This is a genomic window from Terrabacter sp. P5_B1 (assembly GCF_056400505.1).
On the sequence record NZ_JBFULD010000177.1, the window covers coordinates 1 to 8602 of the forward strand.

The 8602-nt window shown below is 70.0% G+C and carries 10 protein-coding genes; 4 read left to right on the top strand and 6 right to left on the bottom strand.

Annotated features, from left to right (window positions below):
* A partial coding sequence (locus tag AC1DP0_RS13455) for a pyridoxal phosphate-dependent aminotransferase (protein ID WP_478085058.1) occupies positions 1-1119 on the top strand: 1119 nt, incomplete at its 5' end.
* Between the two features lie 113 nt (positions 1120-1232).
* Here AC1DP0_RS13455 and AC1DP0_RS13460 read toward each other — a convergent pair.
* On the bottom strand, positions 1233-1514 hold the full coding sequence (locus tag AC1DP0_RS13460; protein ID WP_478085059.1) for a hypothetical protein: 282 nt from the start codon (positions 1512-1514) through the stop codon (positions 1233-1235).
* 15 nt (positions 1515-1529) lie between these two features.
* Here AC1DP0_RS13460 and AC1DP0_RS13465 point away from each other — a divergent pair, with 15 nt between their 5' ends.
* On the top strand, positions 1530-1958 hold the full coding sequence (locus AC1DP0_RS13465; protein ID WP_478085060.1) for a hypothetical protein: 429 nt from the start codon (positions 1530-1532) through the stop codon (positions 1956-1958).
* Between the two features lie 28 nt (positions 1959-1986).
* Here the strand turns inward: AC1DP0_RS13465 and AC1DP0_RS13470 are convergent, their stop codons facing one another.
* The 3 genes from AC1DP0_RS13470 to AC1DP0_RS13480 form a co-directional block, all read right to left on the bottom strand.
* Positions 1987-2208, bottom strand: coding sequence for an alkaline phosphatase family protein (locus AC1DP0_RS13470; RefSeq protein WP_478085061.1), 222 nt, complete (start codon positions 2206-2208; stop codon positions 1987-1989).
* A complete protein-coding gene (locus AC1DP0_RS13475) occupies positions 2205-2573 on the bottom strand; it encodes a hypothetical protein (protein WP_478085062.1) in 369 nt (122 codons plus the stop codon). The genes AC1DP0_RS13470 and AC1DP0_RS13475 overlap by 4 nt, the downstream gene beginning before the upstream one ends.
* Before the next feature lie 341 nt (positions 2574-2914).
* The gene (locus tag AC1DP0_RS13480; protein ID WP_478085063.1) at positions 2915-4723 is read right to left on the bottom strand and encodes a hypothetical protein; all 1809 of its coding nucleotides are present in this window, start codon (positions 4721-4723) and stop codon (positions 2915-2917) included.
* A gap of 443 nt (positions 4724-5166) precedes the next feature.
* Between AC1DP0_RS13480 and AC1DP0_RS13485 the strand changes: the two genes are divergently transcribed.
* Together AC1DP0_RS13485 and AC1DP0_RS13490 are read left to right on the top strand one after the other, a co-directional pair.
* The gene (locus AC1DP0_RS13485; RefSeq protein ID WP_478085064.1) at positions 5167-6180 is read left to right on the top strand and encodes an LLM class flavin-dependent oxidoreductase; all 1014 of its coding nucleotides are present in this window, start codon (positions 5167-5169) and stop codon (positions 6178-6180) included.
* A 46-nt stretch (positions 6181-6226) separates the two neighbouring features.
* Positions 6227-6652, top strand: a complete 426-nt coding sequence (locus tag AC1DP0_RS13490; protein WP_478085065.1) for an OsmC family protein — start codon at positions 6227-6229, stop codon at positions 6650-6652.
* A gap of 96 nt (positions 6653-6748) precedes the next feature.
* Here AC1DP0_RS13490 and AC1DP0_RS13495 read toward each other — a convergent pair whose 3' ends face one another.
* Entirely contained in the window at positions 6749-7984 is a 1236-nt protein-coding gene (locus tag AC1DP0_RS13495) for a L,D-transpeptidase family protein (protein WP_478085066.1), read from the bottom strand.
* A 167-nt stretch (positions 7985-8151) separates the two neighbouring features.
* A partial coding sequence (locus AC1DP0_RS13500) for a thioesterase family protein (protein ID WP_478085067.1) occupies positions 8152-8602 on the bottom strand: 451 nt, incomplete at its 5' end.

Genomic DNA, 8602 nt, shown 5'->3' on the forward strand with positions numbered 1-8602 from the left:
CACCGCATCCTCAAGCTCAACATCGGCAACCCGGCGCCGTTCGGCTTCGAGGCGCCCGAGGACATCCTCGTCGACGTCATCCAGGAGCTGCCGACGGCGCAGGGCTACAGCGACAGCAAGGGCATCCTCTCGGCCCGGCGCGCGGTCAAGCAGCACTACGAGCTGCGCGACTTCCCGGCCGTCGGCGTCGAGGACATCTACCTCGGCAATGGTGTCAGCGAGCTCATCGTCATGGCGATGCAGGGCCTGCTCGACAACGGCGACGAGGTGCTCGTCCCGGCACCGGACTACCCGCTGTGGACCGCGGCCGCGAGCCTCGCCGGCGGCAACGCCGTGCACTACGTCTGCGACGAGCAGGCCGGTTGGGCACCCGACCTCGACGACATCCGGAGCAAGATCACCGACCGCACCCGCGCCATCGTCGTCATCAACCCGAACAACCCGACCGGCGCCGTCTACCCGCGCGAGGTGCTCGAGGCCATCGCGCAGGTGGCGCGCGAGCACGAGCTGATCATCATGGCCGACGAGATCTACGACAAGATCCTCTACGAGGACGCGACGCACACCTCGATCGCCTCCCTGGCGCCGGACCTGCTCTGCCTGACCTTCAACGGCCTGTCCAAGGCGTACCGGGTGGCTGGCTTCCGCTCCGGCTGGCTCGCGATCACCGGGCCCAAGGAGCACGCGCGCAACTACCTCGAGGGCCTCGACATCCTGGCCAACATGCGGCTCTGCGCCAACGTGCCCGCGCAGCACGCGATCCAGGTGGCGCTCGGCGGCTACCAGTCGATCAACGAGCTGATCCTGCCCGGCGGCCGGCTGCTCGAGCAGCGCAACGTCGCGTGGGAGATGCTCAACGCGATCCCCGGGGTCTCGGTGACGAAGCCGGAGGGGGCGCTCTACCTCTTCCCGCGGCTCGATCCGAAGGTCTACGACATCCGCGACGACCAGCGGTTCGCCCTCGACCTGCTGCGCGAGCAGAAGCTGCTCGTCGTGCACGGCACCGGTTTCAACTGGGGCACGCACGACCATTTCCGGATCGTCTTCCTCCCGCGGGTCGAGGACCTCGAGGACGCGATGGGTCGCCTCGAGAAGTTCCTCTCGACGTACTCGCAGTAGCGCGGGACGCGCCCCGGGCGCCGCAACGATCCAGCCACGGCGGGGCCGTTGCGACGGAGATCGCCGAGCCGCCGCATCCACCCAGCCACGGGTGGACGTGGTTGCCGGCGCGCTCAGCGGGAGGCGGCCCACCACTTGAGGAGCAAGGCCAGCACGATGCCCCAGACGATGGTGAGCAGCAGGCTGATCCCGACGGCGAGGAGCGCAGGCCTGCGGCCGCCCGGCTCGCGGCGGGCCAGGCTGAGCCCGGCGAGCGCCAGACCGAGCAGTTGCGGCAGGAAGGTGAAACCGAGGACGACGGCGGACAGCGACGCGACGACCGCGCCGCGGGCGAGCGGGGCCTCCGCGGCCGCCATCGCGGACGCGGCGTCGCGGGGACGATCCGGCTCGCTCACGCGTTCAGGGTAACGATGAACGAGAGCACGTATGCCGTCCGGCCGGCCCCGCGGACCGCGCTCGCCGCCGGCGCGGCCCTCCTCGTGACGCTGGTCCTCGCCGGATGCGGTGGCTCCGACCCGACGCTGGCCGACCTGCCGGCCGGCGTCGCGAGCGCGAGGCCGAGCATCACCGCCGACGAGGCGAACTTCGTCCTGGCCGCGCAGAAGCTCGGCGCTACGGTGACCGGAGCGAGCGTCAACGACGACATCGAGACCGCGACGACGACCTGCTGGGCCCTCAAGAACAGTGGAGTCGGGCTGGCCCAGATCGCGGTGGACGAGAGCAACAAGCCGCTCCCCAACACCGGTGACGCACTGCGCACGAAGCAGCTCATGGCCGCGGGCATCCAGACGTTCTGCCCCGACCACGACGACCAGGTGCCTCAGCTGAAGCTGCCGTGACGCCTCGGTCCTGACCTGCTGGAGGTGCTCAGCCGAGCCCCAGGACGGAGTCGTCGGCGATGGAGTTCACCGCGTCATCTCCCGCGTGCCCCAACAGCGGGCTGACCCCGAGCATCTGCTGCACTCCGGCCAGCGTCGAGTAGTGGTTGTAGGCGACGTTGGTCGTGCCACCCGCCTTGGTGTACGGCGAGATGACGATGAACGGGATCTGGGACGACTTCGAGGTGCCCTCGTCGAAGGTGATGATCACGGCGCTCTTGCCGGCCGCATATTCCGGTGTTGCCAGGAGGGGAGGGATGAAGAGAGTTGCCCATGAAGCAGTTGCTCGGCATGCTCTCGGCCCACTGGCGGGCGGAGGAGCCCCATCGCCTCGAAGATGCTGACGCTGTCCTGGGGCCACACCCTCGGGAGCTTGGTGCCCGTGATGAGGACCTCCTTGCCACCGGAGTGGCCCGTGTACCCAGAGGTCAACGCGATGCAGTTGGTCAGGCTCGTCGTCGTCAGGTGACGCATGTTGGTGGCGTAAGAACAGGCCCGGGCCAGTGACGTCAGATACGGCGCGTCCTCGGTGTTGCCGATGATCTTGGGCAACGTCTTGTTCTCGAAGACGACCACCGTGACGTGATCCCACTGACCGTGTGCGGGCGGATCCCCGGTCTGGGTCCCGCACCGTGTGTCTGCCGGGGCCGCCCCCTGCGACGAGGCAGTCGCCTACCTGGGAAGGCGGACGCGACAGCCGCGACCACGCCGATGACCGCAAGGCCCTTCACTAGGTTCGCACCTCGCAACCTTGGCATGGCCACCCCTCCGTCAGGGGCGTTCGAGGTGATCCGTGCCCGCTTCCCGCCCGAACGAGGAGGCGGAGCCGTACCTGGTGGCTGTCCCAGAGTGCAGCGGCGTGGGCCGGACGGGTCTCCGCCGGCCCACGCATGGTGCGCTGAGGGTGGTGCTGGGTCTTACTGGAGCTGCGGCGTCACCTGGTAGATCCGCGTGGCCCAGTTGATCAGCGGGGCCCGGGTCCCGTCGCACGTCATGTCCGTGCGGAACTGGGAGAACGAGCACCTCGACTCGATGTACTCCGTGCCCATGAAGATGCTCGAGCCGTCCGTGACCGCTGCGCTGTAGTCGCCCCAGCGCGGACGGGCCGGCTGGCCGGGGTCGGCGAAGGCCTGGTACTCCGAGAAGCCGTCCTGCGGTGCCCGTCCGCGGGCGCCGATCTGCACGGCCCCCGCCCCGCTGGGTCCGAAGAGCGTGTAGGCGGCTGTGGGGTAGTAGTCGTGACCCACGAGCGAGAACGCCATCGCCCCAGTCCCATCGGGCAGGACGGCCAGGGCCGGGTAGTTCACGTTGTTCGCGGCCACGCCGACGTATCCCTGCCGAGCCACGGTCGAGGATCCCGCTGTCGTTCCCGGCTTCACCGCGAACCAGGCGATGCCTGCTTGCAGCGTCCCGTTGACCCGCATGACGGAGTCAAGGGCGCCGTACAACCGGCCACCTGAGTAGTAGACCTGCTGCATGCGGCTGTCGTTGCTGTCCAACGGTCCCTCGGGCTGCTGCCGGGGCGGTTTGATGCCGGCTCCGAGGATGTCGTTGCAGTTGGTCAGGATGCAGTCCCGCAGCGGGACCGGGCCGACCTTCTGCTCAGACAGCGGTGGCACGCCGTACACCTCGGAGTGGACCAGCCCTCGCTGCAGCTGCAGGTCGGGTCGAGGCCCGGTGATGGTCCTGGTGTTGGAGACGGACCACACACCGATCCGGTCGGCCATCCCGGTGAACCGGCGCGGCTGCGCCTCCTCGCCGGCGACGGAGCTCAGGAAGTATTCGGTCCCGCCCTGGGCCGTGGCGTAGAGGGAGTCGGGTACCTGAGCGGGCCAGACGGTGAAACCAGGCACCTTCGAGTCTCCGGACGGGAGGAAGGTGTTCTCGAAGTGCACGACGTGGAGCCGGGACGCGCCCGCGGCCAGGGCCGACTTGTCCAGCGCGTAGATCTGGGCACCGTTGAAGTTGTTGCCATAGACGCCGGGGTCGTTACTGAACGGGTACTCGTTGGTCGTCAGGAAGACGGCGTTGGCGTCCGAGCCGATGTGTGGGTAGTCGCCGATGCAGGGGCAGTTCTTGTGCTTCGGCGTTCCCTGGGTGCCGTCGTCCTGCACGGGGAGCCGGTAGATGTCCCATCGGCCGGTGGGGTTGCCCGTGCGGCTGACCGCGAGGTCGAGGTGGTTCGGCCCCAGGAGCGCGCCCGTGGTCCCGTCCACCTCGAGGGTGAGCACGACCAGGAAGAACCTGCCGCTGCCGTGGTCGTAGATGCACGTCGGGTCGGTCACGAAGGGACCCTGGATTCCCGTCGTCCGGTCGATCTGCGCCGGGTAGCCATAGAACGTGTTCAGGTCGCTCACCCCGGTGGCCGCGGAGCCGTCGGTGCGGTAGACCTTCAAGACGTCGTTGACGGCCTCGAGGGCGTAGCCGTTGCCGACGCAGAGGCCCTGGTCGGGGGGCTCGACCGAGAACTGGTTGCCCCCGTTGGCGTAGCGCTGGTCGAAGCCGTCCAGCCCGAGCCAGCTGCGTTTGAGCCCGACGGAGCCGTCGACGCGTGTCGGCGCCACGACCGGCGGGCGGAGCACGTCCGCCGAGCGGTTCTTGCCGCGCGGGCCTCTCGAGTGGCTCCGCGGCACGCTCGCGTTGGCGTCCGGCCCCACGCCCGGTGCCAGTTCATGGGTCTGCACCCCGCTCGGCTGACCGTTGGCCATCGATGCCGGGAAAGACACGCTCGCACCCTTGGTGATGCTGCGGACCAGTCCTTGCGGCGCCGTTTGCGATGTTTCCGCCGCTGTCGCAGTCATGGTGACTCCGGCGGTGTTGGCTGCCGCACCTCCGGCCGTCTGACCACCGAAGACCACCGCCGCGACGGTGACCCCCAGCGTCGTCGCCACCAACCGACCCCTTGCCCGGGGCCGACCTCTTTCACGCATGGTTCCCCCTTCTTCGGAAAGTAGTTCGCCGAGCGGCCGCCGAACCCGGCGGCCACCGCCACAGGCGGCCAGCCCAGTCTGCTCCGCGAACGGCGCCCCTGGAGGGGAAAAGAATCCTTTGCGCCGCCATTCCGTCACACCTCGGACGAAAGGCGACATGTCACCTGGCGCGCCCCGCGCTCGGGCAAAGAAGCCGTCGGTGTGGAATACCGCGAGCCGGGCGGCCCGTTGGCTCCCACGTGAGTCCTTCCGCCAGAGCCCAGCTGAACATCCTCGACCTCGTGCCCGTCCTCGACGGCGGCACCGCCGGTGAGGCGATCGCCTCGACGGTCGACATCGCGCGCCACGCGGAGAAGTGGGGCTACCAGCGCTACTGGATGGCCGAGCACCACAACATGCGCGGCGTCGCGTCGAGCTCGACGGCGGTGCTCATCGGGCACGTCGCCGACCAGACCGAGGCGATCCGGGTCGGCGCCGGCGGCATCATGCTGCCGAACCATGCGCCCTACGTCGTCGCCGAGCAGTTCGGCACCCTCGCGACCATCCACCCCGGCCGAATCGACCTCGGCCTCGGGCGTGCCCCGGGCACCGACCCGTTCACGACGCGTGCCCTGCGCCGCAACGAGGCCGCCGCGATGAACTTCGCCGGCGAGGTCGAGGAGCTCATCGGCTACCTCGGCGACCCCGACCCGGACGCCAAGGTGCGTGCCATCCCGGGCGAGGGCACCCGCGTGCCGATCTGGATCCTCGGCTCGAGCCACGGCGGCGCCCAGGTGGCCGCAGCACTCGGCCTGCCCTACTCCTTCGCCTCGCACTTCGCCCCGGCTGCGCTCATGAGCGCGCTCGAGGTCTACCGCTCGCGCTTCACCCCGTCGACCGAACCCGGGGGCCTAGACGCGCCGCGCACGRTGGCCGGCGTCAACGTCATGGTCGCCGACACGACCGCCGCGGCCGAGCGCCTCTTCACGAGCGTGCTCCAGCGCTTCCACGGGATCGTGACCGGCCGCCGCGCCGGGCTGCCCGAGCCACAGGGCGACATCGCGAGCCTCATGGCGTCGTGGTCGCCGGCCGAGCGCCAGGCCGTCAGCGAGATGACCCGTGTCTCGCTCGTCGGCACGCCCGAYGAGGTGCGCGACGGGCTCGCCGGCTTCGTCGAGGCGACCGGCGTCGACGAGGTCATCGTGACCTGCGGCGCCCACGACCACGAGGACCGGCTGCGCTCCTACGAGCTGCTCGCCGACGCCTGGAGCTGAGTGCCGCACGCCCCGTCACGCCCGCCCTTCTGGAAGGCTTGACCGTATGAGCACCGATGCGCCCGACCTCCGTTCCGTCACACTGACCCGCGACAGCATGGGCCGCTACACCGCCCGCAACCGTCGCGGCGGCTCGATCACCGTCAGCTCCGGCACCGACGAGCTGTCGCCGGTCGAGCTGCTCCTCGCCGGCATCGCGGCGTGCACGGCGGTCGACGTCGACACCGTGACCACGCGACGCGCCGAGCCCGACGACTTCGAGGTCGAGGTGAGCGCCGACAAGGTCAAGGACGAGCACGGCAACCACCTCCAGGACATCACCGTGACCTTCCGGGTGCGCTTCCCCGAGGGCGAGGGCGGTGACGCCGCCCGCGAGATGCTGCCGAAGATGGTCCAGCGCTCGCACGACGAGTGGTGCACGGTGAGCCGCACCGTCGAGCTCGGCACGAAGGTCACAGCCAGGGTTGAGTGAGTGGCAGGCGCCGCCCACCGGGGGGGTATGCCGTCAGGTGCGGTGAGTGGCCCCCAGCCAGTTCGCCGGGTGGTTCGTCCAGCGGACGGGTCGGGCTCAGTGACGGACGACGACCTCGTCGCCGACACGCACCTGCGAGAAGAGCGAGACGAGCTGGGCGTGGTCGGCGATGTTGACGCAGCCGTGGCTGGAGCTCGCGTAGCCCAGGCGCGCGAAGTTCGACGAGTAGTGCACCGCCTGTCCACCCGAGAAGAACATCGAGTAGGGCATCGGCGTGAAGTAGAGGTTGGAGATGACGTACTCGTACTTGCGAGAGACCCGGAAGGTCCCTTCGCGGGTCTCACGGCCGGGCCCTCCGAAGCGGGCCCACATGACCATGAGGGGCTTGCCGTCGACGACCCAGGTCAGGGTGCGGGTCGCCTTGTCGACACACATGACGCGGCCCGTGCGGCAGCGGCCGTCGAGCGACCCGGGGGTCGGCAGGACCGGTGCCAGCCCGGCGGTGTAGCGGTAGGCGTCGAAGGTGCCCGGTCGGTAGGTCTCGGCGACGAGCCGGGCCCACGTGCGCCCGTCGATGACGCCCGACTGCGGCAGGTTGCGTGTCTGCTGGAAGGACAGGACAGCCCTGTCGAGGGCTGACCAGTAGACGCCGGTGATGGCATACCGCCAACGGGCCAGGGCCCGAAGCCGGAGCTGGACCTCGCGGACCTGTGCCGCCGGCGCTGTGCCGCTGACGGCGGTCGGGGTGCTCGTCAACGCGCGGAGGCGGTCCCACGTGCGCTGGTCGACGACGCCGGTCCGCGGAAGGCCCTGGGCCTGTTGGAAKCCGAGGACCGACTGGTCGACGGCGTACCAGTAGACGCCGGTGATGGCGTAGGTGAAGCGGCCGACGAGCTTGAGCCGGACCTGCAGGTCCTTGATGGCCGTGATCGGCGCGGCGCGGCCGATGACCAGACGGCTCGGGGGAGTCGTCGTGGCCGGGACCGAGGGCATCGGCGGGGTCGTGGTCGGGGGGCTCGTGGCGGACGTCGTCGTCGCGGTGGTCGTCTGGGTCGCCGTAGTCGTAAAGCCTGTGGTCGTCGAGCCCGTAGTCGTCGAGCCCGTAGTCGTCGAGCCTGTGGTCGTCGAGCCCGTGGTCGTCGAGCCCGTGGTCGTCGTGACCGCTGCGGTGCTCCCGGGGCTGGGGGTCGTGCTCGAGGTGCCGGTCGGGGTGGGCGTGCCGGTCAGGTCGTCGCCGCGTGCGGCCGGAGCGGTGACGGTGACGGCGACGATGGCGAGAGCCGCGGCGATGGTGCCCGCGCTCCGCTTCCTGTCCACGCTGATGGTCCTCATGATGTGTTCCTCGGGGTCCGGACCGCACGGGGCGGGCGTAGGTCGGCGCAGGCGCGTGCTTCAGTGTGACAGTGGAGCACCGATTTGGGGCGATATGTGCAAATTCGCCCCGGCGCTGCGCTCGACCACCCGCGGACCCCGTCCGGAAAGCCGTCGCGAGGGTGCCGTCAGGCCCCCGGGATCCGCCGCACCGTGAGGATCTGCTCGGCCCGGCCGACGGGTCCGCGCTCGTCGTGCAGCGTCGTCGACGTGAGTCCGAGCCCGGTCGGTCCCATGGTCACGCGGGTGTCGAAGCCGATCCAGCCCCGGACGGGCTCGCGGAAGAGGTGCACGCTGAGGTCGACGTTGGGGAACATCCACTCACGGGGCGAGACGCGCACCGCGATGCCGTTCGCCGTGTCGGCTAGTCGCACGAGATCCGCTGTGGGAGAGCAGGTCTCGCCGTCGAGGAGCGGGTTGAGTGCCCGGATCCAGGCGCGCGTCCGTCCAGGTCGGCGCTCCGGGTCGACGCGGAACTCGAGGCCCTCGATGTAGCCGCCCTCCCACGTGTCCGCTCCGGTCCACGGCAGCATGGCGTCGGGAGCGGGGATCGCCTCGAGCTCGACGCCGGCCACCGGT